The organism is Polaromonas sp., assembly GCF_018780625.1.
GTDB lineage: Bacteria > Pseudomonadota > Gammaproteobacteria > Burkholderiales > Burkholderiaceae_C > Polaromonas.
This window is the reverse complement of sequence record NZ_JADMJK010000062.1, coordinates 13090-35519: the sequence shown is the minus strand read 5'-3', so window position 1 is coordinate 35519 and position 22430 is coordinate 13090. Positions and strand designations below refer to the sequence as shown.

Sequence of the window (22430 nt, the reverse complement as noted above, 5' to 3'; positions counted from 1 at the left end):
TGGTCGGTGTGAAAGGATTCGAACCTTCGACCCCTTGCACCCCATGCAAGTGCGCTACCAGGCTGCGCCACACACCGACAAGCTCTAGATTATAGCGCGTTGAATCGGCCTTTCTCAGTCAGTTTCGCTTAGAAGATTCCGGATTTCGTACAACTCGCGGCGTATTAGCTGGAGCCTATGTGAAAGATCGCCCTCGCCGGATAAATCGGCGACGTCGACGTCGTCTTCAAAGTCGAGCGAGTTGTCAAAATCGCGGTGACCCACATCATCAGAGGGGGCAGTGTCCGCGCCGCCCGGGATGACATCGCCGTTGCGCCGCACGTCTCGTTCAGATTGAAATGTTTCCTGCAACTTGTTGCGCGCACCGGTAATTGTGAACCCCTGGTCGTAGAGCAGATCACGAATCCTGCGAATCATCAACACTTCATGGTGCTGGTAATACCGGCGGTTGCCTCGTCTTTTCATTGGGCGCAACTGCGTAAACTCTTGTTCCCAATAACGGAGCACATGAGGTTTAACACCGCACAAATCGCTGACCTCACCAATAGTGAAGTAGCGTTTCGCGGGAATGGAAGACAGAGGTTTATCCAATTAAATCAACACGCTGAAAGATAAAACTTGAATCTACGCTAAGTTAAAGTTTGCACAAAGGGTAATATTTCGGCAAAAACAGGCTTGCAAAAATGCTTCGCCGAGGTTTGACCTCAGGTAAAGGTTTGGTCGTACAAAAAAGGACCATCTTCTAACACCCCTATTGACGATCGGCTATCCGGCCAGATCGTTGCCCTGTATTTGGTCTTTGAGCTTGTGGCTAGCATGAAATGTCACCACCCGTCGGGCCTCAATCGGAATGGCTTCTCCGGTTCGGGGGTTGCGACCGGGACGAGGCGCCTTGGTCCGGATCTGAAAGTTGCCAAAGCTGGAAATTTTGACGTCATTGCCTTCCACCAGACGATCGGAAATCAGGTCAAAAAACGCGTCGATCATGTCCTTGGATTCGCGTTTATTGAGCCCGATGTGCTCAAACAACAATTCGGCCAGATGCGCTTTGGTCAGCGCCGGGGTTTCCAGGCTTTCAACAGACAATTCCATGGCTCAAGCCTCCTGGCAGCAGTTTTTATAAATATTTTGACAAAGCCATCATGCACGCAGGCGTGCCTGAAGCAGGCTTTGCAGATTGGCAAGCACTGCCTGTGTGGCGGCCTCAATACTTTCGTCAGTCAGCGTGGCGGTATCGCTTGAAAGCACCAGGCGCACGGCAAGGCTTTTCTCGCCCAACTGCATGCTGGCATTGGCTTGTTGTGGCCGGTAGACGTCAAACAAGGTGGCGCCCTTGAGCAGTCCTTGGGTGTCGGCACCCAGAATCGCGGCCATGAGCGCAGCATGCGTCACGCTTTCAGAGACGATCACGGCCACATCGCGTTCCACGGGCTGCAGCTTGCTCACGGACTTGAAAACCGGGACCTGACGCTGCAGCACGGCGTCAAGCTCCAGTTCAAACAACAGCGGCGCCTGAGCCAGGTCATAGCCTTGACGCCATTGCGGATGCAATTCACCCACAAAACCAATCGGCTTGCCGGCTACCGAGACACTGGCGCATCGGCCAGGATGCATGGATGGATGCGTTGCAGCGGCAAACACAGCTGGCAGCGGGGCCAACAAGGCTTCAACGTCGCCTTTGATGTCAAAGAAGTCCACCGTTTTGTCGGACAGACCCCAGTGCAGTGCGGCACGCGGACCATAGGCCAGACCGGCCACGCGCATCGGCTGGTTAAAGCCGGCCACGGTGGTGTCGGTGTTCTGGCTTTGGGCATCGCGCAAAAATACCCGTCCCAACTCGAACACATTCACGCGCGGTGCCTTGCGGTCGAGGTTGAACTTGAGCACCTGCAACAAGGAGCCGAGCAGCGACGATCGCATCACACTCATCTGGCTGGCAATCGGGTTCAGCAGCTTGATGGGGTTCGGGTTGCCGGCCAGCTCATGCTCCCAGCGCTCTTCCACAAAGCTGAAATTAATGGTTTCCTGGTAGCCCAGCGACGCCAGCGCACGGCGCACGGCAAACGGGCTGCGCTCTGATTCGGCACGAATTTTCGCAGTGATGGGGGCCAGTGGCGGCGTTTCGGGCAGCTGGTTATAGCCCACCATGCGCACCACCTCCTCAATGAGGTCTTCTTCGATCTGGAGGTCGAAACGGTAGCTGGGCGGCGTAACGGTCAGCGTGCCCTCGCCTTCAGCCACATCCAGACCGAGGCGCTTGAGCGCATCCAGGCACTGCGCCTGCGTGAGCGGCATGCCGATCACCTTCGCCGCACGTGCGACTCGAAGGGTAACGAGTACTGCCTTGGGCAAGTTGACCTGCTGATCATCGATGGGGCCGCACACCGTATCTGGCGTGCCGCAAATATCCATGATGAGCTGCGTGATGCGTTCAATGTGTTCCACGGTCTGGCCGGCGTCAACGCCCCGCTCAAAGCGGTGGCCCGCATCGGTGGAAAAGTTGAAGCGGCGTGAGCGGCCAGCAATAGCTTTGGGCCACCAGAAAGCGGCTTCGACGTAGATATTTTTCGTGTCATCCGACACCGCCGTGGCATCGCCGCCCATGATGCCGGCCAGGGATTCAACCTGGTTTTCATCAGCGATCACGCCCACTTTTTCGTCAAGCGTGACAGTGTTTCCGTTCAGCAGCTTGAGCGTCTCGCCGGGCTGGCCCCAGCGAACATCAAGACCACCATGGATCTTGTCGAGGTCAAAAATGTGACTGGGACGCCCCAGCTCAAACATGACGTAATTGGAAATATCCACCAGCGCCGTGACACTGCGCTGACCGCAGCGCGCCAGGCGGTCTACCATCCATGATGGTGTGGCGGCTTGTGGATTCACGTTGCGCACGATGCGGCCGGAAAAGCGGCCACACAGGTCGGGCGCGCTGACTTTGACGGCCAGCTTGTCGGCGTGACCGACGGCCACGGCCGGAAATGACGGCGTCTTCAACGGTGCGCCGGTCAGGGCCGCGACTTCACGCGCGACGCCGTAAACGCTCAGGCAGTGCGCCAGGTTGGGGGTCAGCTTGAGGGTGAACAGCGTGTCATCGAGGTTCAGATGCGCACGGATGTCCTGGCCCAGCGGCGCGTCAGCCGCCAATTCCAGCAGGCCGCCATGGTCTTCCGACAGCTTGAGTTCGCGCGCGGAGCACAGCATGCCTTCGCTTTCGACGCCGCGCAGCTTGCCCACCTTGATCAGGAAGGGTTTGCCATCTTCGCCGGGTGGCAACTCTGCGCCCACCAAGGCGCAGGGCACCTTGATGCCAACTCTGGCATTAGGCGCACCGCAGACGATGGTGAGCAAGCTGCCCTGCCCCACATCGACCTCGCATACGCGCAGGCGGTCAGCATTGGGGTGCTGCTCGGCCGTCTTGATTTCACCGACCACAATGCGGGTAAATGGCGGCGCAACCGGCTTGAGTTCCTCCACCTCCAGTCCGGCCATGGTCAGGGTTTCAGCGAGTTGCTCGGTGCTCAGGGAAGGGTTGCAGAATTCGCGCAACCAGGATTCGGGAAATTGCATGATGAAGCCTTGCTCTTTGGATTGTTGTTCTTGTTATGACTGGAACTGGGACAAAAAGCGGATGTCGCCGTCAAAGAACAGGCGCAGGTCATTGACGCCGTAACGTAGCATCGTCAGCCGGTCTGGACCCATGCCAAAGGCAAAGCCGATGTATTTTTCGGGGTCGAGCCCCATGTTGCGCACCACATTGGGATGGACCTGGCCTGAACCGGCCACTTCGAGCCAGCGGCCTGACAGCGGCCCGGTCTGGAACTGGATGTCGATTTCGGCGCTTGGCTCGGTAAACGGGAAAAAGCTGGGGCGAAAGCGCAATACCAGGTCGTCGCTCTCAAAAAAGGTGCGGCAGAAATCGGTGAACACGAACTTCAAATCCTTGAAGCTCACGTTCTCGCCAATCCACAGGCCTTCGCACTGGTGAAACATCGGGGAGTGGGTGGCATCGCTGTCGACGCGGTAGGTTCGGCCTGGCGCGATCACGCGAATTTCGGGCATGCGGCCACCGGCGTCAATCAGGGCCCGGTGCTTTTTGACGTGCTGGACGGCATAACGAATCTGCATCGGGCTGGTATGAGTGCGCAGCAAATTGGGGGCAGCTTCGGTGCCGCCTTCGACATAAAACGTGTCGTGCATGGAGCGCGCCGGATGGTCTTCAGGCGTATTGAGCGCGGTGAAGTTGAACCAGTCGGTTTCAATCTCGGGGCCTTGCGCCACGTCAAAACCCATGGAGCCAAAGATAGCGTCAATCCGTTCCAGCGTGAGGGACACGGGATGCAGCCCGCCTTGCGCACGCTGGCGGCCGGGCAGGCTGACGTCGAGCGCTTCGGCTTTGAGTTGCTTTTCAAGTTCAGCATTGGCCAGGGCTTGGCGGCGCTCGTTCAGCGCGGCCTCAATCGCCTGCTTGGCCAGGTTGATGGCGGCACCGCGAGATTTTTTTTCCTCGACGGAGAGTTGCGCCATACCCTTCATCAACTCGGTGATGCGACCTGACTTTCCCAAAAACTGGGCTTTGGCATTCTCCAGATCAGCGGGCGTAGCGGCTTGCGCAAAACTGGTTTTGGCAGAACTTACCAGTTCGTTGAGGGTATCGGCATCGTTCATAAATTCTCTTCGAGGGAATACGGAAACAAGGGGGCGCATTCTGCCACACGGCCATTACCGCAGCGCCACAAAAAACCCAATAAAAAAGGGCCGGAGCCTTTTCAAGCTCCAGCCCTTTATTTTCGTGCGAAAAAAGCTATTATTTTAGTAGCTGATCACGCTGAAAATCAAGCAGCCAGCTTGGCTTTGGCCTGCTCAACGATAGCGCCGAATGCAGCGCTGTCATGAATGGCCATGTCCGACAGAACCTTGCGGTCGATCTCAATGCCGGCTTTTTTCAGGCCATTGGTGAACTGGCTGTAGGTCAGGCCAAATGAACGGCTTGCAGCGTTGATACGGGCGATCCACAGGCGGCGGAACACACGTTTTTTGGTACGACGGTCACGGTAGGCATATTGCCCAGCCTTCATTACCGCTTCTTTAGCGATACGGAAGACGTTACCGCGGCGACCGCGAAAACCTTTTGCAAGGGCTAGAACTTTTTTGTGGCGGGCGCGAGCCGTTACACCACGTTTGACGCGAGGCATGTATTTACTCCTTGTTCGTCGTTAAATTAAATGCCACGGCCTGGCAGCATCTGCGCCATGTGACCCATATTGGTCTCATGAACACCGACTGAACCACGCAATTGACGTTTGTTCTTGGTAGTCTTCTTGGTCAGAATGTGACGTTTGAAGGCTTGACCGCGTTTAACGGTACCACCTGGACGAACTCGGAAGCGCTTTTTAGCGCCGCTTTTGGTCTTCATTTTGGGCATATAAATGCTCCTTTTCATTTGTGCTCGTGAGGCGCTGCGAACCTTACGCAGACTTGATGGCCCCGAGCCACTTGTTAATGACAGGCTTTGACACCTGCCACTAGGCGCGACGGCTTTTAAGCTGTCACTTTTGGAAGGCTATCTTTTCGACTGCCTTCTCAGGAACACGGTTAAATGCACCGCCAAGGACTCACTGATCAAACAAACCAGCAAGCCATTTTTCTAAACCAATGCCTCAAGCAGACGCATCCGTTGCTGCAGCCTTGCTCGCTACTTTCTTGCGGCCCGGTGCGATCATCATGACCATTTGACGACCTTCAAGCTTGGGAAACTGCTCGACCAAAATCAAATCAGCCAATTCGTCACGGATACGCGCCAACAGCGCCAAACCCAACTCCTGGTGAGTGATCTCGCGACCGCGAAAGCGCAAGGTAATTTTGCACTTGTCGCCATCTTCCAGGAAGCGCTTGATGTTACGCAGCTTGATGTTGTAGTCGCCGTCGTCAGTTCCGGGACGGAACTTGACTTCCTTGACCTCGATCACTTTTTGCTTGGACTTCGCTTCTGCCGCTTTTTTCTGCTCGGCGTACTTGAACTTTCCATAGTCCATGAGCCGGCACACAGGCGGAACCGCCGTGGGCGAGATTTCAACGAGGTCTACGTCCGCTTCGCCCGCCAAACGCAGCGCTTCCGTGATGCTGACAACGCCCAAAGGCTCGTTGTCCGGACCCGAAAGTCGTACTTCAGGGGCCATGATTTCACGGTTCAAGCGGTGCTTGCGTTCTTCACGGTGACGGCGGTCACGAAATTCTGTAGCGATGGTGCGAATCCTTCAATATTTGCTATAAAAGCTATAGCGGCTTGTACCCGTACAACAATGACAGCAGACTGATTTGATCAACAGATACATCAAAAATCAGAATTTTTGCGCAATGTCGGAGGCAATCTGCAGGGCAAACGCATCAAGGGACATCACGCCAAGGTCTTTGTTTCCCCGAGCGCGCACTGAAACTGCTCCGGCGGCCTTCTCTTTATCGCCTACGACAAGTATAAAAGGAAGCTTTTGCAGTGAGTGCTCGCGTATTTTATACGTAATTTTCTCATTGCGCAGGTCCAGGTTGACCCTAAGCCCTTGATTCTGCAGCGTTTTAGCAACTTCCCGGGCGTAATCAGCCTGAGAATCGGTGATATTGAGCACTGAAACCTGCTCAGGCGCCAGCCACGTCGGCAGCGCGCCAGCGTGTTCCTCGATCAAAATCCCGATGAATCGCTCCAGACTTCCAACAATCGCGCGGTGCAGCATGACGGGGCGGTGACGGGCGCCGTCTTCGCCTACGTATTCGGCATCCAGGCGCTCGGGCATCGAAAAATCGACCTGAATGGTGCCGCACTGCCACTGGCGGCCGATGGCATCCTTGAGCGTGTATTCGATCTTGGGGCCGTAAAACGCGCCCTCGCCCGGGGAAATTTCAAACGCACAACCGGAGGCTCGCAGGCTTTCAATCAGCGCGTGCTCGGCTTTATCCCAACTCTCGTCAGAGCCAATGCGGGCTTCGGGGCGCGTCGCCACCTTGTAGATGATGTTTTTAAAGCCAAAGTCGGTATAAACGTTTTGCAGCAACGTCGTGTAGTCAACGCACTCTTTAAGAATCTGCTCTTCGGTGCAGAAAATGTGGCCGTCGTCCTGGGTGAAACCGCGCACACGCATGATGCCATGCAGGCCGCCCGTAGGCTCGTTGCGGTGGCACTGGCCGAACTCGCCGTAACGCAGCGGCAAATCGCGGTAGCTCTTGATGCCTTGCTTGAAAATCAGGATGTGGCCCGGGCAATTCATCGGCTTGAGGGCGAAATCGCGCTTTTCGCTCTCGGTCGTGAACATGTTGTCACGGTACTTGTCCCAGTGGCCGGTTTTTTCCCAAAGCGTTTTATCCAGCAGCTGTGGACCTTTGACCTCCTGGTAGCCGTTGTTCTGGTAGACCTTGCGCATGTACTGCTCCACGCCCTGCCAGACAGTCCAGCCCTTGGGGTGCCAGAACACCAGTCCCGGCGAGTGGTCGTCAATGTGGAACAGGTCCAACTCCTTGCCAAGCTTGCGGTGGTCGCGTTTTTCTGCTTCTTCAAGTTGGGTCAGGTACTGCTGCAACTCGTCTTTGGTGGCCCAGGCCGTGCCGTAAACGCGCTGCAGCATTTCGTTGCGGTGGTCGCCACGCCAGTAAGCGCCGGCCAGCTTCATGAGCTTGAAAAATTTCAGCTTGCCGGTGCTCGGCACATGAGGGCCACGGCACAGGTCCTCAAACGCGCCTTCACGGTAGAGAGAGACGTCCTCATTGGCCGGGATGCTGGCAATGATCTCTGCCTTGTAATGTTCTCCCAGGCCTTTGAAATACGCTACCGCTTCATCGCGAGGCAGCACCCGGCGCGTCACTGGCTCGTCCTTGGCCGCAAGTTCGCCCATGCGCTTTTCAATCGCCACCAGGTCTTCTGGCGTGAAGGCTCGCTTGTAAGAAAAATCATAGAAAAATCCGTTTTCAATCACCGGTCCAATCGTGACCTGTGCCTCGGGAAACAGATCCTTGACCGCATACGCCAGCAAATGGGCCGCAGAATGGCGAATCAACTCCAGTCCGTCAGCATCCTTGGCGGTGATGATCGAAACCGCACTGTCCTGACTGATGAGGTAGCTGGTATCGACCAGCTTGCCATCGACTTTTCCGCCCAGGGCTGCTTTGGCCAGACCGGCGCCGATGGACGCAGCGACTTCGGCCACGGTCACCGGGGCGGCATAGTCACGTGTGGAACTGTCAGGAAGTGTGATTTGAATCATGGTTTCGAAAACAAAATTAAAAAAGCGCGGACGAGCCGCGCTTGAAAACAAGAAGCCGGGATAGCGCAATTTTACGCCGCCCCGGCCTTCAACCCAGATCAGTGGAACTGTTCTTCTTCGGTCGAGCCGGTCAGCGCGGTCACGCTGGACTTGCCGCCCTGAATCACGGTGGTCACTTCGTCGAAGTAGCCAGTGCCGACTTCCTGCTGATGCGACACAAACGTGTAGCCACGGTCGCGGGCTGCGAATTCTGGCTCTTGCACCTTTTCGATGTACGCCGTCATGCCGCGCGCGACGTAGTCCTGCGCCAGATCAAACATGTTGTACCACATGGAATGGATGCCAGCCAGCGTGATGAACTGGTACTTGTAACCCATGGCGCCGAGCTCTTTCTGGAACTTGGCAATGGTCGCATCGTCCAGGTTTTTCTTCCAGTTGAACGATGGCGAGCAGTTGTAAGCCAGCATCTTGCCGGGGTGAACGGCATGCACGGCGTCTGCAAATTTCTTGGCAAACTCCAGGTCAGGCGTACCGGTTTCGCACCACACCAGATCGGCGTAATGCGCGTAGGCCACGGCGCGCGAAATGGCTTGGTCCATGCCTTTTTTGGTCTTGTAGAAACCTTCAGCGGTGCGTTCGCCGGTGATGAAAGGCTTGTCGTTCTCGTCGTAGTCGCTGGTCAACAGGTCAGCGGCTTCAGCGTCGGTACGGGCAATCACCAGGGTGGGCACGCCGCAAACGTCGGCAGCCATGCGGGCCGCGATCAGTTTCTGGCAGGCTTCGGCGGTAGGCACCAGCACTTTGCCGCCCATGTGGCCGCATTTCTTGACGGAAGCCAGCTGGTCTTCAAAGTGCACACCGGCCGCGCCGGAGTTGATCATGGCTTTCATCAACTCAAACGCGTTCAGCACGCCGCCAAAACCGGCTTCCGCGTCGGCCACGATGGGCGCGAAGTTGTCGATGTAATTTGCGTCGCCTGCGTCAATGCCCTTGGAGTGCTGGATTTCGTCGGCGCGGCGGAAGGTGTTGTTGATGCGCTCCACCACTTTTGGCACCGAGTCCACCGGGTACAGGGACTGGTCGGGGTACATCGCGGCGTAACCGTTGTTGTCGGCGGCGACTTGCCAGCCCGACAGGTAGATGGCCTTGACGCCGGCTTTCACCTGCTGCATGGCCTGGCCACCGGTCAGGGCGCCGAGGCAGTTGACGTAAGGCTCGTTGTTGACCAGGCCCCAGAGCTTTTCAGCACCGCGGCGCGCCAAGGTGTACTCAATAGGAAAGGAGCCACGCAAACGGACCACATCAGCGGCGCTGTAACCGCGCTTGATGCCCTTCCAGCGGGGGTTGGTGGCCCAGTCTTTTTCAAGGGCCTGGATCTGCTGTTCGCGGCTCAGTTGTTCGGTGATGGATTGCGGCATAAGAACCTCCGGAGGTGAGTTTGAAAAAAGGTGGCTGGAATGGCCTACATAGCCTCTTGCCATGGCTTGATCTTAACTCTTATAGAAGAGTTATTTCTGCTCTTATGTCTTATATAAGATTAAAATTTTCTTATTTAATATCAATAGCTTAGCATCAGAATTCCATGATGCAAAACGTTATTTTTCTCAATGAAAAAATACAGCGCCTCCTGAATATCAACTTCTCCATAATTTGCAAAGCCTTTTCGCATGGTGAAATTAAATCACGCAACGGGCCGCCCATGCGGCGGTCAGGATCTGCCCAGCGCCGTCAATTCGGCGCGGGTGGCGGCTGCAATTTCGCGCTCCCGCCTGCGGGTTTGCCTTGCCACCCAGATGCTGTAGACCACGATGGCCACGGTCACCGTCACGATCAGCAACGTGGCCGCCGCGTAAATCGTCGGGTTGATGCCGCGCCTTGCATAAGCAAAAATCACCTGCGGCAAGGTGTTCACGCCTGGGCCGGACAAAAACTCGGCAATCACCACATCGTCAAACGACAAGGTAAAAGACAGCAAAAAGGCAGCCAGAATGGCCTGAAAAATATTGGGCAGCGTGATCAGGAAAAACACCTGATGCGGCCGCGCGCCCAAGTCCATGGCGGCCTCCTCAATGGCGCGGTTCATCTCCAGCAGGCGTGACTGAATCACAACCATGCCGTAAGCCATACCCAGCAGGGTGTGGCCCAAAATGATGGTGAGCATGCCGCGCGGCGGCCAGCCAAAGAAGTTCTGCGCCCCTACCATCAATAGCAGCAGCGACAGGCCAATCACCACCTCGGGCATCACCAGCGGTGCGTTGACCATGCCGGAAAAAATCGTTCGGCCGGCGAAGCGGCGGTAACGCACCAGTACAAAAGCGGCGAATGTACCGAGTACGGCAGACAGCACACCCGAAACCGTCGCGATCTTCAGCGACAGCCAGAAGCCTTCGACAATCTTGGTGTCACGGGTAAGCGCCTCATACCAGCGCAGCGAAAAGCCGGTGAATTGGGCGTCCTGGCGCGTACTGTTGAACGAGAACACCACCATGAAGATCAGCGGCAGGTACAAAAACAAAAACACCGCCCCCAGCCACAGCTTGCCGAAGTGCTTTTCCAGAAAGGTTTGCATGGGTGTGGCTCCTTACTTTGCGGGCTCGGCGCGCTCTTTTGCGTCGCCCGTGTAGTGGTAGTAAATGGCCAGCGGAACCACAATCAGCGCGATCATCAGCACTGCCAGCGCGGTGGCCCGGGGCCAGTTGTTGCTGGTAAACATTTCGTCCCACACCACGCGGCCAATCATGACGTTTTCGGGGCCGCCCAGCAGCGAAGGAATGACAAACTCGCCCACGCAGGGAATGAACACCAGCATGAAGCCGGCAACGATGCCGGCCTTGGACAGGGGCACTGTGACCAGCCAAAATGCCTTGAAAGGCGAAGCGCCCAGGTCATGCGCCGCCTCCAGCAGGCGAAAGTCCATCTTCACCAGGTTGGCGTACAGGGGCAACACCATGAAGGGCAAATACACATAGGTCATGCCCACCAGCATGGACACATCGGTGTACAGCATCTGGATCGGCTCAGCCGTCAACCCCATCCACATCAACGCCCGGTTCAGCACGCCCTGGTCGGCCAGAATACCTTTCCAGGCATAGACGCGCAGCAAAAACGAGGTCCAGAACGGCAGCATCACCATCATCAAGAGTCCAGGCCGCAGGCTGGCGGGCGAGCGCGCAATGAAGTAAGCAAACGGATAGCCGATGGCCAGGCACAGCAAGGCGGTGCACAGCGCGTACCAGATGGAGCGCAGATAAGCCTCAATGTAGAGGGTTTGAAACAGCGCGCCACCCTCACCGCTTTTGAAGATCGACCCGTAGTTTTCGTACTTGAGCTTGAGCAGACCGGTCTGAGAATCCCAGATCGGCTTGAAGGGATTGATGTCGTTGCCCATGTCGACAAAGCTGATGTAGAGCAGGATCAAAAAGGGCAGAAAGAAAAAGACAATCAGCCAAAGGTAGGGCACGCCAATCACAAAGCGTTTGCCCGGCACAGGAAAAGTGAAGGTCGCCATGTCGTTTCCTGGTCGACTCAGTCGCGCAGCACAATGCCGGCGCGGTCGTCCCACCAGAAGAAGACCTGGTCCTCCCAGGTGATATCGCTCAAATCCTGGCGCGAGGTATTGGCCTCGGTGATCCTGACGCGCGAGCCGTCGCTGGCCAGCACGATGAAGGTGTTGTAGGAGCCAAAGTAGGCAATTTCCTGGACCTTGCCGGCAAACACATTCCGCTCTGCCGCAGGCCGCTGTTTGCTGATCTCGATTTTTTCAGGGCGCACGGCAATGGCCAGCGGCATGTTCAGCGTGCCACTCACGCCATGCCCGACCTGGATTTCGCCAATGCCCGTCGCTGCCGCACAGTGGTCGTGTTCGTCCACGCTGAGCCGACCCTCAAACAGATTGACGTTGCCGATGAAGTCGGCCACAAAGCGGTTCGCGGGGTGCTCATACACTTCCTCGGGTGTACCGACCTGCAGCACCCGGCCCTTGCTCATCACCGCAATGCGGCTGGCCATGGTCATGGCCTCTTCCTGGTCGTGCGTCACCATCACGCAGGTCACGCCCACCTGTTCAATGATGTTGACCAGTTCAAACTGGGTCTGTTCACGCAGTTTTTTATCCAGCGCCCCCAGCGGCTCGTCGAGCAGCAACAGCCTGGGCCGTTTGGCCAGGCTGCGCGCCAGCGCCACCCGTTGCTGCTGGCCGCCCGACAGCTGGTGCGGCTTGCGCCTGGCGTAAGGGCCCAGCTGCACCAGATCAAGCATCTCGCCGACACGCTGCTGGATTTCGTTTCTGGGAAGGCCTTCCCGTTTGAGGCCAAACGCCACATTTTCCCAGGTGTCCAGATGCGGAAACAAGGCATAGGACTGAAACATCATGTTGATGGGCCGGTCATAAGGCGGCAAATTAGCCACGTCCTGACCGCCCAGCAAAATACGGCCCGAGGTGGGCTTTTCAAAACCCGCCAGCATGCGCAGCAAGGTGGACTTGCCACAGCCGGAACTGCCCAGCAGAGCAAAAATCTCACCCTTGCCCACCGACAGCGACACCTCGTCCACCGCCAGCGCTTCGTCAAAACGCTTGACCAGCCGCTCGGTGACCAGATAACCCTCTTTCGCTTCCGCCCCCGCATCCATGTCCGCCATGTATCACCTTCTATTTCCATGCATTGGATACAAAAAAGGGCTGCTCATACCCTGCGTACAAGCAGCCCCAAGTCGACCCTGGGTAAGGATTACTTGCCTTTTTTAAAGCTGTTGTAGGCGTTGGCCAGCGCCTCCCGGGCTTCGTTGGTAAAGCTGCTCGGCGGAATCATCTTGCTGAAGTAATCGGCTTCCACAAAAATGGTCTTGTTGCCCGCGATTTCGGGCTTGATCTGTGCAATGGCGGCCTTGTTGCCTGTGGGGTAGCTCATCTCGTTGGCCATGGCTGCGGCATTCTCGGGGCGCAGGTAGAAGTCGATGAAGGCATGGGCATTGTTGGGGTGCTTCGCATCCTTGGTCAGCGCCATGGTGTCAAAGAAGATCAGGGCGCCGGTGCTGGGCAGCAGCGCCTGGATCTCGTCCTTGGAGCCGTTTTCCCTGGCCCGGACCGCTGCAATGTTGATGTCGCCTGACCAGCCAATCGCCACGCAGGCCTTGCCACCCGCCACATCGTCAATCATGGTTGCACTGAACAGGCGCACATCCTTGCGCACCTTGGCCAGCATCTCGTTGGCCGCCTTGTAGTCTGCCGGATCGTTCGAGTAAGCGTCCTTGCCGATGTAGTGCAGCGCCACCGGCATGATTTCGGTGGGGGAATCGAGGTAGGCGATGCCGCAGGACTTGAGCTTGCTGGTGTACTTGGGGTTAAACACCAGGTCCCAGGCGTTGTCAGGCATGGGCATGCCGGCCAGCGCTTTGTCCACCCTGGTCTTGTTGATGCCCACGGTGGTAAAGCCCCAGGCCCACGGCACCAGGAACTTGTTCTCGGGGTCGGCCTTGGTCAGGGTCTTCATGATGGCCGGGTCCAGGTTGGCCAGATTGGGAACCTTGGACTTGTCCAGCGGCTGCAGCAAGCCGCCTTCGATCTGGGGTTTGGCAAACACGGTCCCGGGCACCACGATGTCGTAGCCCGAATTGCCCGCCACCAGCTTGGCGTGCAGGGCCTCGTTGGTTTCAAAGGTGTCGTAATTGACCTTGATGCCGGTTTCCTTCTCGAAGGCCGCGATCATGCCTTCCGGCACGTAATCAGGCCAGTTGTAGATGTTGAGCACCTTTTCCTCGGTGTTGACCGGGGCTGCGGGCGCGGCGGCCACGGGCGCGGGCGCAGGAACCGCCGCGACAGGCTCTTCCTTCTTTCCGCAAGCCGCCAGCAAAACCGCCGACATGGCTACCGCCAGTACGAGCTTTTTCATATTGAAACACTCCACAAAGATAGGTAAAAAAACCGATGAAACACAGAATAAAAACGGTCAGCAGCACGCCCGTTGGCCAAGCAATATCCGGACCCGTTACGCGCCCCTGTGAGCCCATCCCGGGCGCAGCAACCGCATTCTATTCAAAGTGTCCAGCGGCGCGCAGCTCTGCCAGGGTGTCATCGAGGCAGCGGCGTATCAGCGTCATCATTTCATCGATCTGCCCGTGCGACATGATCAGCGGCGGCGCAATGATCATGCGGTCGCCCACGGCACGCATGACCAGCCCGTTTTTAAAGCAGTGGCTGCGGCAACGCATGCCGACCTCCAGACGCGGGTCAAACGCCTCCTTGGTCGCCTTGTTTTTCACCATCACCAGCCCGGCCATGAAGCCGCAGCTTTCAGCCGCGCCCACCAGCGGGTGCTCGTTCAGTTGGGTGAAAGCCCGGGCCAGGTAGGGACCGATGTCGCTGCGCACCCGGCCTGGCAGGTTCTCGCGCGCCATCAGGTCCAGATTGGCCAGCGCCACGGCGCAAGCCACTGGATGCCCGCTGTAGGTGTAGCCATGGTTGAACTCGCCGCCTTGCTCGATCAGCACCTTGGCCACGCGGTCGCCCACCATCACGCCGCCCAGCGGGATGTAGCCACTGGTGACGGCCTTGGCAAACGTCACCAGATCAGGGCGATACCCAAATTTTTCGTAGGCGAACCAGTGGCCCACCCGCCCAAAGGCGCAAATCACCTCGTCGCTGATCAGCAAGATGCCGTATTTGTCGACAATGCGCTGGATCTCTGGCCAGTAGGTGTCGGGCGGAATGATCACGCCGCCCGCCCCCTGCACCGGCTCGGCAATGAAGGCCGCCACTTTGTCCGGGCCAATCGCCAAAATCTCCTGCTCCAGCCAGCGCGCGGCACGCACGCCGAATTCAGCGGACGTCTCGCCCGGCTTGCCCAGTTCGTAAAAATACGGCTGCTCGATGTGCGCGATGTTGGGGATGGGCAGGTCGCCCTGGGCGTGCATGGCGCTCATGCCGCTCAGGGACGCCCCGGCCATGGTGCTGCCGTGGTAGCCGTTGTGGCGGCCAATGATGACCTTGCGCTGCGGCTGGCCCAGCAAGTCCCAGTAGCGGCGCACCATGCGCACGTTGGAGTCGTTGCTTTCAGAGCCGCTGCTTGAATAAAACACATGCTCGAAAGCACGCCCGTCGACCTTGGGCGCCAGTCCTGCCAGGCGGGCAGCCAGCTGCACGGCCGGCACGTTGGTAGTCTGGAAAAAGCTGTTGTAGTAGGGCAGCGTCATCATCTGCTGGTAAGCGGCTTCGGCCAGTTCCTTGCGGCCGTAGCCCACACTGACGCACCACAAGCCACTCATCGCATCGAGCATCTTTTGCCCTTCCGAGTCCCAGACGTAGATGCCCTCGCCCCGGGTAATGACCCGCGCGCCGCGCGCCGCCAGGTCCTTGAAGTCTGTAAACGGGTGCAAAAAATGCTGGCTATCCAGGGACTGGATCAGCGCGGTATCAACGGGGGTAGTCATGGGAGGGTCCTCACTTCATTGATCAGGTCGCAGATAGCCGGTAGCAGGGGGCTGGCGTCACACATGCAGCAGCAGGTGTTCGCGTTCCCAGGGTGAGATGACTTTCATGAACTCGGTAAATTCGAGTTCCTTGATTTCGGAATACACCGTGACGAATTCGCGGCCCAACACCTCGTGCAGGTCGGATTCACGCCGCAGCCAGTCCAGCGCTTCGCCCAGGCTGCGCGGCAACGAATAGGGCGACAGGTAGGCGTCGCCCTTCATTTCGGGCTTGGGCTTGATCTTGTTCTTGATCCCGAGGTAGCCGCAGGCCAGCGTCATGGCCAGCGCCACGTAGGGGTTGGCGTCGGCGCCAATGACCCGGTTTTCCACGCGGCGCGCCTGCGGCGTTGCAATCGGCGAGCGGATGCCGACCGTGCGGTTGTCGCGCCCCCACTCGATGTTGATGGGCGCGGCCGTGTCGCGCGACAAGCGCCGGTAGCTGTTCACGTAAGGTGCCACCAGCGCCATGGCCGCCGGAATGTAGCGCTGCAAGCCGCCGATGTAGTGAAAAAAGGCCTCGGACTCGCTGCCATCTTCGTTGCTAAAGATGTTCTTGCCGGTCTTGCTGTTCAGGATACTCTGGTGCACATGCATGGCGCTGCCGGGCTCGCCGGCAATCGGCTTGGCCATGAAGGTGGCGTACATGTCGTGGCGCAGTGCGGACTCTCGCACGGTGCGCTTGAAAAAGAACACCTCGTCCGCCAGCCCCAGCGGATGCGCGTGAAAAAAGTTGATCTCCATCTGCCCTGCGCCCACCTCGTGGATCAGCGTGTCAACGTTGAGCTCCATCTTTTCGCAGTAGTCGTAAATCTCTTCAAACAAGGGGTCGAACTCGTTCACGGCGTCGATGCTGTAGGCTTGGCGCGACGTTTCGGCACGCCCGCTGCGGCCAATCGGCGGGCGCAGCAAAGTGTTGGGGTCGGTGTTGCGGGCCACCAGGTAAAACTCCAGTTCCGGCGCCACGATGGGCGACAGGCCCTCGGCTTCGTAAAGCGCGCAAACCCGGCGCAGCACACTGCGCGGCGCAAAAGGCACGAGCGTGCCGCTCGGGTCAAAGCAGTCATGAATCACCTGCGCCGTCGGGTCGCTGGCCCACGGCACAATCCGCACCGTGGACGGGTCGGGCCGAAGGTGCATGTCCTTGTCGGTCGGGCTGATCACGTCGTAGTAAGGACCGCTTTCGGGGAACTCTCCCGTGACCCCCATCGCCACCACCGCTTCAGGCAGGCGCATGCCGCGGTCTTCGGTGAACTTGCCGCGCGGCAGAATCTTGCCGCGCGCCACGCCAGTGAGGTCGGGGACCAGGCACTCGACTTCCGTGACCCTGCGCTCGTTCAGCCAGTTCTCAAGATCGGTGAATGTGACAGCTTTACTAACGCCCATGAAACACTCCTGTTGTTGTCAACGCTTGCCGGTTTGCCGGTTTTTCAGATCCGTACATTCAGGTCACGAGGCGCGCGGCCTGCCGGCGCCGGCAGGCCTGGCCAAACGACTCAAAGATGGCTCGGTAGAAAGGGTTTTCCTGGCAGCGCCACTCGGGGTGCCACTGCACCGCGTAGGCAAAGGTCTGCGCGCCTTCTATTTCAAGCGCCTCAACCAGGCCATCGGGCGCATGGCCCAGCGCGCGCAGGCCCTTGGCCAGCCGGTCAATGCCCTGCCCGTGCAGCGAGTTGACTTGGGACCTGTCGCCGCCGGCCCATTGCGCAAAGGCCGAACCCGGCACAAACCGGACCTCATGCGCCGGGCCGTAGGCCTCGTTCACGCTCACACCTGCGCGCGCGCGGTGGTCAAGCTGCCCGGCGCGCGCATGCACGGTCTGCTCCAGCGAGCCGCCCAGCGCCACATTGATCTCCTGAAACCCCCGGCAAATTCCCAGCAAGGGCACGCCAGAGGCCACACAGGCCCGGACCAGCGCCAGCGTCAGCGCGTCGCGCTCCGGGTCCAGCGGCAAGGAAGGGTCTGTCACATCCTGGTCAAAGTGCGAAGGATGCACGTTGGACGGCGAACCGGTCAGCATGACGCCGTCCACCATCTGCAGCAGTGCCGGTATCTGGCCGGCGTCTGCCAGCGGAAAAAGCACCGGCTGCGCCTGCGCGCCCCGCTTCACAGCCCGGGCGTATTTGTCGCCCAGCACCAGAAACGGCGTCTGGTCCCCGCCCTCGCCCAGAAACCGGTGATCGACAGGCAACCAGACCAGGGTTTGCGGCGGTGCGGAGGGGGTGTTCAACATGGTGTTTCGCTGCATGTGCGGTGGGTTCCCGCTTATTGGGCTTGTGTTGAATGGTGCCACTTTTGGCGCCAGCTCTCAAGCCCACCGCAATAAGCATGCCGAAATTCTGACCGAACACCTGACTTCTGGCCGGCTGAGCCAACGCACCCACCGCAGGACCATTTCGGTGTAGGCTGTTGCCATGCGCACAGTCCCCTCCGCCGCCTCCCCGACCGCACCGGACCCCGGCGGTCACGAACTCACATCCAATCTGGTGCTGCGCCGGGTCGCCATCGACACCTACCGCGAGAACGTCGCCTACATGAACCGCGACTGCAACGTCTACCGCGCCGAGGGGTTTCAGGCGCTCTCCAAGGTCGAGGTCCGGGCCAACGGACGGCATATCCTGGCCACGCTGAACGTGGTCGACGATCCGTCCATCGTCGATTGCGGGGAGCTGGGGCTCTCCGAAGACGCCTTTGCCCAACTCGCCATGGAGGACGGGCACACCGTCTCGGTGTCGCAGGCCGAGCCGCCGGAATCCATGGGTGCGCTGTTCCGCAAAATCAACGGCGAGCGGCTGGGCAGGGAAGATTTTCAGGCCATCGTGCATGACATTGCGCAGCACCACTACTCCAAGATCGAGCTGACGGCGTTTTTGGTGGCGACCAACCGCGGCGAGATGGACCGCGAGGAGGTCTACTTCCTGACCGAGGCCATGGTGGCCAGCGGACGCCGGCTTGACTGGCACGCGCCGCTGGTCGTAGACAAGCACTGCATAGGCGGCATTCCGGGCAACCGCACCTCGATGCTGGTGGTGCCCATCGTGGCGGCCCACGGCATGCTGTGCCCCAAGACCTCGTCGCGCGCCATCACCTCGCCGGCCGGCACGGCCGACACCATGGAAGTGCTGGCCAACGTGGCGCTGCCGTTCGAGAAACTGTCGGAAATCGTGCGTGAGCACCGCGGCTGTCTGGCCTGGGGCGGCACGGCCGACCTGTCGCCGGCCGACGATGTGCTGATTTCGGTCGAGCGGCCGCTGTCGCTCGACTCGCCGGCCCAGATGGTGGCTTCCATTCTGTCGAAAAAAATTGCCGCCGGCTCCACGCACCTGGTGCTGGACATTCCGATCGGCCCCACCGCCAAGGTGCGCTCCATGCCTGATGCGCAGCGCCTGCGCCGTCTGTTCGAGTACGTCGCGTCCCGCCTGCACCTGTCGCTCGACGTGGTGATCACCGACGGCCGCCAGCCGGTCGGATTTGGCGTGGGCCCGGTGCTGGAGGCGCGCGACGTGATGCGGGTACTGGAAAACGACCCGCGCGCGCCCATCGACCTGCGGCAAAAGGCCCTGCGCCTGGCCGGCCGGCTGATCGAGTGCGACCCCGACGTGCGCGGCGGCGATGGCTTTGCCATTGCCCGCGACATCCTGGATTCGGGCCGTGCGCTGGCGCGCATGAACGCCATCATTGAAGCGCAGGGCTCGCACAGCTTTGACCACAACCACCCAAAGCTCGGCGCGCTGGTGTTCGAGGTGCTGGCTGGCGAGGCCGGCCTCGTGACCGGGATTGACAACCTCCAGATTGCCCGGGTGGCCCGGCTGGCCGGTGCACCCAAGGTAAAAGGCGCAGGCGTCGACCTGCTGCGCAAGCTGGGGGATACGGTGGCCACGGGCGACGCCCTGTACCGGGTCCATGCCGACTTCCACACCGACCTGCAGTTTGCCCGCCAGCTCAGCAACAAGTTCAGCGGCTACACCCTCGGCCGTGCCGAAGACATGCCCCATGTGTTCGTGGAGTTTTGATGAACGCTGCACCCTGCCTTCTGTATTTCGACGACGAAACCGCCGCCGCCCTACGCCTGGCCGATGCGGCGGGTATGGAGCCCGCCGCCATTGACCGCCACCGCTTCCCCGACAGCGAACTCAAGCTGCGCCTGCCGTCCGCACTGCCCGGGCGCGTGGTGCTGCTGCGCAGCCTGGCCCAGCCCAACGAAAAACTGGTCGAACTGCTGCTGGCCGCGCGCACCGCGCGCGCGCTGGGCGCCCGGCACCTGACGCTGGTGGCGCCCTACCTGGCCTACATGCGCCAGGACATCGCATTTCTGCCCGGCGAGGCGGTGAGCCAGCGCATCATCGGGCAGTTTCTGGCGTCGCTGTTTGACGCCATCATCACCGTGGACCCGCACCTGCACCGCATCGCTGCGCTGGAAGAAGCGGTGCCGGTGCGCCAGGCCATCGTGCTCAGCGGCGCACCACTGCTGGGCGACTGGATCGCGCAGCGCCGGCCCCATGCATTTCTGATGGGACCCGACGGCGAGTCTGCCCAGTGGGTCGCGCAGGCGGCGGCACGCCACGGCCTTGACCATGCTGTTTGCCAGAAGGTGCGCAACGGCGACAAGACGGTGGACATCGTGCTGCCGACCGTCAACATCCAGGGTCGCGCCGTGGTGCTGCTCGACGACGTGGCCAGCAGCGGCCACACCGTGGCGCGCGCCGCGCAACTGCTGCGCGCGGCTGGCGCGGCCTCGGTGGACGTGGCAGTCACGCACGCCTTGTTTGCCGGCGATGCGCTGCAGGTGATACGGGATGCCGGCGTGGCCGAAGTCTGGAGCACCGACTGCATTGCACACCCGAGCAACGCCGTCCGCGTGGCGCCAGCTATTTCCCGGGCGCTGCATCGGCTTTGGGAGGGCTCTGCCCGTCCAGCGTCCCGCCAAGCTGCAGCTGCAAATCATCCACCGCCCTGAGAACCCCCGTGAAGTAGGCCACCCAGGTCCGGTCTCTGGCCAGCCCTTCGCCGCTGGAAAGAAAGGTGCGCGCCTTGTCGGCATCAGCTGCCAGCACGGCCAGCGGCTCGCCGCGCTCCAGCAAGCGCGCCGCGCGGCGCAAGATGAAGTAGCGGCCCTCGGTCTCTTTCAGGCTGGGCGGGCTCGCGCGCTGCCGGTCCAGCTGGCAGGTCGGACCCAAGCCCTGCAACGCGGCTTCAATGTTGGCGATTTCAATTGAAAGCCACATCCTGGTGTCCATTGCATTCCTTTGCGCCGCTCAGGCTTCAGCGCGCGCAATGCGCACAATTTTTTTGGCAATTTCTTCTGGCGACAAGATGAAATCGATGCAACCGCTGTCTATGGCGCTTTCGGGCATGTCGGGCTGCGTCGCGGAGTCAGGCTTTTGCGCAATGGTGATACCGCCCACCTCCTGAATGCCGCACAAGGCAGCCGCCCCATCGCCACCGTAGCCCGAGACAATCACGGCAACCAGTTTGCCGTCCCAGTACTCGGTCAGCGAGCGCAAGAAAACCGTGATGACATCCGGCCAGCCCCGTGGCCTGGAAATCGGCATCAACCGGAACTCCCCGTTGTCAATGTGCAGATCCCGATTGGCCGGGATGATAAAGACCCGGTTGGGCTGGATCAGCAAACGCTCGGTGATCAGGTCAACCGGCATGGTCGTAAAGCGGGGAAGCACCTCATGCAGCTGGGTCGGCATCATGGTGATGTGGTTCACGATAACAATCGCCACCCCCATGTCCGCCGGCAGGTTTTGCAGCAGCCGGATGTAGGCATCCAGGCCACCGGCCGAACCACCGACGCACACAATCGGGAAATTTTTTAACGGGGCATCGCCTTTATCGGACATCAGGGGTACCTTTGCAGCATATTTTTTCATGCTAGCGCAATTTGCACCAACCCGGTGCACTGATTGGCGCCGGTGACTCAGAGCGCACTTCAGTGCTGGAAACGAGTCCTGCATGAAAAATCAGGCTACTACAGCCGGCTGACGCCGGGGTCACTGGATGCGACTCAAGCAGCCTTGCGCCAAAGGCGCGCGTCAGCGTAGTACCAATTTTCCGGGCTACGCAGGGCACGAGACCCATGCAAAGTCTTCAGCCATGCACAAACGCTTGACCTTCCTCAAAGCGCCTGCCCTCCAGGCGCGTACCGTGGGTCCCGGGCCGGTCAACAGCCGCGTCGCCCGTGCGTTGCGCATGGCAATACAGGCGGCAAACGCCCCCAAATGACGAATCGAAAGGCGAATTGATCATGCCCACAGGCACCATCCGACTTCACCGCGTGCTCCGTGCGACGCCGGAACGCATCTACCGGGCGTTCCTGGACGCTGACGCCATGGCCAAGTGGCTGCCGCCCTACGGCTTTACCTGCAAGGTGCACCACCTGGATGCCAGAGTGGGCGGCAGCTACAAGATGTCGTTCACTAACTTCTCCACGGGCCAGGGCCACGCCTTTGGCGGCGCGTACCGTGAACTGGTGCCCTTCGAGAAACTGGTCTACACGGACAGGTTCGACGACCCGAACCTGCCGGGGGAAATGCAAACCAGCGTCACCTTGAAGCAAGTCTCATGCGGCACCGAGATCAACATCGTGCAAGAAGGTGTGCCTGAAGCCATTCCGACTGAGATGTGCTACCTGGGCTGGCAGGAGTCGCTCGCACAACTCGCGCGCCTGGTGGAGCCGGATATTCCGGGGTAATACGCTGGCGCCTGGCCCAT

At 59.6% G+C, this 22430-nt stretch carries 21 protein-coding genes and 1 tRNA gene; 3 read left to right on the top strand and 19 right to left on the bottom strand.

What is annotated here, in order from left to right:
- From IV091_RS05830 to IV091_RS05750, 17 genes are all read right to left on the bottom strand, one after another.
- Window positions 1-77: transfer RNA gene (locus tag IV091_RS05830), tRNA-Pro, on the bottom strand.
- Window positions 78-114: 37 nt separating this feature from the next.
- Complete coding sequence (locus tag IV091_RS05825) at window positions 115-591, bottom strand: MerR family transcriptional regulator (protein WP_293466365.1); 477 nt, start codon at window positions 589-591, stop codon at window positions 115-117.
- A 174-nt stretch (window positions 592-765) separates the two neighbouring features.
- On the bottom strand, window positions 766-1092 hold the full coding sequence (locus tag IV091_RS05820; protein WP_293466363.1) for an integration host factor subunit alpha: 327 nt from the start codon (window positions 1090-1092) through the stop codon (window positions 766-768).
- 48 nt (window positions 1093-1140) lie between these two features.
- Window positions 1141-3567 (bottom strand): phenylalanine--tRNA ligase subunit beta, encoded by a 2427-nt coding sequence (pheT, locus tag IV091_RS05815; RefSeq protein ID WP_293466361.1) that lies wholly within the window; start codon window positions 3565-3567, stop codon window positions 1141-1143.
- Between the two features lie 33 nt (window positions 3568-3600).
- The gene (gene pheS, locus IV091_RS05810) at window positions 3601-4665 is read right to left on the bottom strand and encodes a phenylalanine--tRNA ligase subunit alpha (protein WP_293466359.1); all 1065 of its coding nucleotides are present in this window, start codon (window positions 4663-4665) and stop codon (window positions 3601-3603) included.
- A gap of 167 nt (window positions 4666-4832) precedes the next feature.
- Window positions 4833-5192: a 50S ribosomal protein L20 gene (gene rplT / locus IV091_RS05805; protein ID WP_293466357.1), complete on the bottom strand. Its 360-nt coding sequence runs from the start codon at window positions 5190-5192 to the stop codon at window positions 4833-4835.
- A 26-nt stretch (window positions 5193-5218) separates the two neighbouring features.
- Window positions 5219-5422, bottom strand: coding sequence for a 50S ribosomal protein L35 (gene rpmI / locus IV091_RS05800; RefSeq protein WP_293466354.1), 204 nt, complete (start codon window positions 5420-5422; stop codon window positions 5219-5221).
- A 235-nt stretch (window positions 5423-5657) separates the two neighbouring features.
- Window positions 5658-6251, bottom strand: a complete 594-nt coding sequence (gene infC / locus IV091_RS05795) for a translation initiation factor IF-3 (protein WP_293466369.1) — start codon at window positions 6249-6251, stop codon at window positions 5658-5660.
- Between the two features lie 87 nt (window positions 6252-6338).
- Window positions 6339-8246 (bottom strand): threonine--tRNA ligase, encoded by a 1908-nt coding sequence (gene thrS, locus IV091_RS05790; RefSeq protein WP_293466351.1) that lies wholly within the window; start codon window positions 8244-8246, stop codon window positions 6339-6341.
- 98 nt (window positions 8247-8344) lie between these two features.
- Entirely contained in the window at window positions 8345-9664 is a 1320-nt protein-coding gene (aceA, locus tag IV091_RS05785; protein WP_293466348.1) for an isocitrate lyase, read from the bottom strand.
- Between the two features lie 290 nt (window positions 9665-9954).
- Window positions 9955-10815 (bottom strand): ABC transporter permease subunit, encoded by an 861-nt coding sequence (locus IV091_RS05780; RefSeq protein WP_293466345.1) that lies wholly within the window; start codon window positions 10813-10815, stop codon window positions 9955-9957.
- Window positions 10816-10827: 12 nt separating this feature from the next.
- Window positions 10828-11754: an ABC transporter permease gene (locus IV091_RS05775; RefSeq protein WP_293466343.1), complete on the bottom strand. Its 927-nt coding sequence runs from the start codon at window positions 11752-11754 to the stop codon at window positions 10828-10830.
- Window positions 11755-11771: 17 nt separating this feature from the next.
- The gene (gene potA / locus IV091_RS05770) at window positions 11772-12884 is read right to left on the bottom strand and encodes a polyamine ABC transporter ATP-binding protein (protein WP_293466341.1); all 1113 of its coding nucleotides are present in this window, start codon (window positions 12882-12884) and stop codon (window positions 11772-11774) included.
- 89 nt (window positions 12885-12973) lie between these two features.
- The gene (locus IV091_RS05765) at window positions 12974-14134 is read right to left on the bottom strand and encodes an extracellular solute-binding protein (RefSeq protein ID WP_293466338.1); all 1161 of its coding nucleotides are present in this window, start codon (window positions 14132-14134) and stop codon (window positions 12974-12976) included.
- Window positions 14135-14273: 139 nt separating this feature from the next.
- On the bottom strand, window positions 14274-15671 hold the full coding sequence (locus IV091_RS05760; RefSeq protein WP_293466335.1) for an aspartate aminotransferase family protein: 1398 nt from the start codon (window positions 15669-15671) through the stop codon (window positions 14274-14276).
- A gap of 57 nt (window positions 15672-15728) precedes the next feature.
- On the bottom strand, window positions 15729-17096 hold the full coding sequence (locus IV091_RS05755; RefSeq protein ID WP_293466332.1) for a glutamine synthetase family protein: 1368 nt from the start codon (window positions 17094-17096) through the stop codon (window positions 15729-15731).
- Window positions 17097-17154: 58 nt separating this feature from the next.
- A complete protein-coding gene (locus IV091_RS05750; RefSeq protein ID WP_293466330.1) occupies window positions 17155-17943 on the bottom strand; it encodes a gamma-glutamyl-gamma-aminobutyrate hydrolase family protein in 789 nt (262 codons plus the stop codon).
- Between the two features lie 181 nt (window positions 17944-18124).
- Here IV091_RS05750 and IV091_RS05745 point away from each other — a divergent pair, with 181 nt between their 5' ends.
- Together IV091_RS05745 and IV091_RS05740 are read left to right on the top strand one after the other, a co-directional pair.
- Complete coding sequence (locus IV091_RS05745; protein ID WP_293466328.1) at window positions 18125-19723, top strand: thymidine phosphorylase family protein; 1599 nt, start codon at window positions 18125-18127, stop codon at window positions 19721-19723.
- Window positions 19723-20667, top strand: coding sequence for a ribose-phosphate diphosphokinase (locus IV091_RS05740; RefSeq protein WP_293466325.1), 945 nt, complete (start codon window positions 19723-19725; stop codon window positions 20665-20667). The genes IV091_RS05745 and IV091_RS05740 overlap by 1 nt, the downstream gene beginning before the upstream one ends.
- Here the strand turns inward: IV091_RS05740 and IV091_RS05735 are convergent.
- The gene (locus IV091_RS05735; RefSeq protein ID WP_293466323.1) at window positions 20579-20935 is read right to left on the bottom strand and encodes a hypothetical protein; all 357 of its coding nucleotides are present in this window, start codon (window positions 20933-20935) and stop codon (window positions 20579-20581) included. The two genes, IV091_RS05740 and IV091_RS05735, sit on opposite strands and share 89 nt — an antisense overlap.
- A 30-nt stretch (window positions 20936-20965) precedes the next feature.
- Window positions 20966-21559, bottom strand: coding sequence for a chemotaxis protein CheB (locus tag IV091_RS05730; protein WP_293466320.1), 594 nt, complete (start codon window positions 21557-21559; stop codon window positions 20966-20968).
- Between the two features lie 404 nt (window positions 21560-21963).
- Here IV091_RS05730 and IV091_RS05725 point away from each other — a divergent pair, with 404 nt between their 5' ends.
- Complete coding sequence (locus IV091_RS05725) at window positions 21964-22410, top strand: SRPBCC family protein (RefSeq protein ID WP_293466317.1); 447 nt, start codon at window positions 21964-21966, stop codon at window positions 22408-22410.
- Window positions 22411-22430 lie beyond the last annotated feature (20 nt).

Coding starts and splice junctions, on each gene's coding strand:
- IV091_RS05820 (WP_293466363.1), bottom strand. CDS start 1,092: ATGGAATTGTCTGTTGAAAGCCTGGAAACCCCGGCGCTGACCAAAGCG.
- pheT (WP_293466361.1), bottom strand. CDS start 3,567: ATGCAATTTCCCGAATCCTGGTTGCGCGAATTCTGCAACCCTTCCCTG.
- pheS (WP_293466359.1), bottom strand. CDS start 4,665: ATGAACGATGCCGATACCCTCAACGAACTGGTAAGTTCTGCCAAAACC.
- rplT (WP_293466357.1), bottom strand. CDS start 5,192: ATGCCTCGCGTCAAACGTGGTGTAACGGCTCGCGCCCGCCACAAAAAA.
- rpmI (WP_293466354.1), bottom strand. CDS start 5,422: ATGCCCAAAATGAAGACCAAAAGCGGCGCTAAAAAGCGCTTCCGAGTT.
- thrS (WP_293466351.1), bottom strand. CDS start 8,246: ATGATTCAAATCACACTTCCTGACAGTTCCACACGTGACTATGCCGCC.
- aceA (WP_293466348.1), bottom strand. CDS start 9,664: ATGCCGCAATCCATCACCGAACAACTGAGCCGCGAACAGCAGATCCAG.
- IV091_RS05780 (WP_293466345.1), bottom strand. CDS start 10,815: ATGCAAACCTTTCTGGAAAAGCACTTCGGCAAGCTGTGGCTGGGGGCG.
- IV091_RS05775 (WP_293466343.1), bottom strand. CDS start 11,754: ATGGCGACCTTCACTTTTCCTGTGCCGGGCAAACGCTTTGTGATTGGC.
- potA (WP_293466341.1), bottom strand. CDS start 12,884: ATGGCGGACATGGATGCGGGGGCGGAAGCGAAAGAGGGTTATCTGGTC.
- IV091_RS05765 (WP_293466338.1), bottom strand. CDS start 14,134: ATGAAAAAGCTCGTACTGGCGGTAGCCATGTCGGCGGTTTTGCTGGCG.
- IV091_RS05760 (WP_293466335.1), bottom strand. CDS start 15,671: ATGACTACCCCCGTTGATACCGCGCTGATCCAGTCCCTGGATAGCCAG.
- IV091_RS05755 (WP_293466332.1), bottom strand. CDS start 17,096: ATGGGCGTTAGTAAAGCTGTCACATTCACCGATCTTGAGAACTGGCTG.
- IV091_RS05750 (WP_293466330.1), bottom strand. CDS start 17,943: ATGTTGAACACCCCCTCCGCACCGCCGCAAACCCTGGTCTGGTTGCCT.
- IV091_RS05745 (WP_293466328.1), top strand. CDS start 18,125: ATGCGCACAGTCCCCTCCGCCGCCTCCCCGACCGCACCGGACCCCGGC.
- IV091_RS05740 (WP_293466325.1), top strand. CDS start 19,723: ATGAACGCTGCACCCTGCCTTCTGTATTTCGACGACGAAACCGCCGCC.
- IV091_RS05735 (WP_293466323.1), bottom strand. CDS start 20,935: ATGTGGCTTTCAATTGAAATCGCCAACATTGAAGCCGCGTTGCAGGGC.
- IV091_RS05730 (WP_293466320.1), bottom strand. CDS start 21,559: ATGTCCGATAAAGGCGATGCCCCGTTAAAAAATTTCCCGATTGTGTGC.
- IV091_RS05725 (WP_293466317.1), top strand. CDS start 21,964: ATGCCCACAGGCACCATCCGACTTCACCGCGTGCTCCGTGCGACGCCG.